The 755-nt window shown below is 68.3% G+C and carries 1 protein-coding gene and 1 pseudogene; both read left to right on the plus strand.

The features are described 5' to 3' along the window. Positions 1 to 163: pseudogene (locus tag F6S12_RS32470) on the plus strand (PLP-dependent aminotransferase family protein); the annotation flags it as partial. A gap of 39 nt (positions 164 to 202) precedes the next feature. Continuing rightward, positions 203 to 755, plus strand: a 553-nt coding sequence (locus F6S12_RS32475; RefSeq protein ID WP_315869953.1) for a YeeE/YedE thiosulfate transporter family protein, incomplete at its 3' end; no start/stop codon positions are given.

Here is a 755-nt window from a genome sequence, read left to right on the forward strand (position 1 = left end):
CGCCAGTGTGGAGGTCGAGGTCGCCGGCCTGAGCAGCTACTGGCTGCCGCAAACCACCTTGCCCGAGGACCAGCGGGCCGGGCTGGTGCTGGGCTTCGCGGCTGTGCCGGAAGCCGATATACAGGCTGCGGTAAGCCGTTTGCGCCAGGCCTGGCGGGCCTGAAGCGGTATACTCGCGAGCATTTCCCGCGCGAGAACCCCCATGAGCCAGACCCTCTCCCTGGCGCCTGAACGCAAGTTCGGCGCCCCGCTGTTCGCCTTGCTGCTGCTGGTGGCCGGTGCTCTGTTCCTGCAAGCCCAGGTGGGTGCCCGCCAGGTGCTGCTGTTGCTGCTGGGCGCTGCCCTGGGGCTGACCCTGTACCACGCGGCCTTCGGCTTCACCTCGGCCTGGCGGGTGTTCATCCGCGACCGGCGTGGCGCCGGCCTGCGAGCGCAAATGGTCATGCTGGCCCTGGCGGTGCTGCTGTTCTTCCCCGCGCTGGGGGCGGGCAGCCTGTTCGGCCAGCCGGTGGTGGGGCTGGTGGCGCCGGCCGGCGTCTCGGTGATCTTCGGTGCCTTCATCTTCGGCATCGGCATGCAGTTGGGCGGCGGTTGCGCCTCGGGCACCCTGTTCACCGTTGGCGGCGGCAATGCGCGGATGCTGGTGACCCTGGCGTTCTTCATTTGCGGTTCGCTGATCGCCACCCATCACGTCGACTGGTGGTTTGCGCTGCCGTCGCTGCCGCCCATCTCTATCGTCCAGAGTTTTGGTGTAG

The sequence above is a fragment of the Pseudomonas sp. JV245A genome, assembly GCF_032424515.1.
GTDB lineage: Bacteria > Pseudomonadota > Gammaproteobacteria > Pseudomonadales > Pseudomonadaceae > Aquipseudomonas > Aquipseudomonas protegens.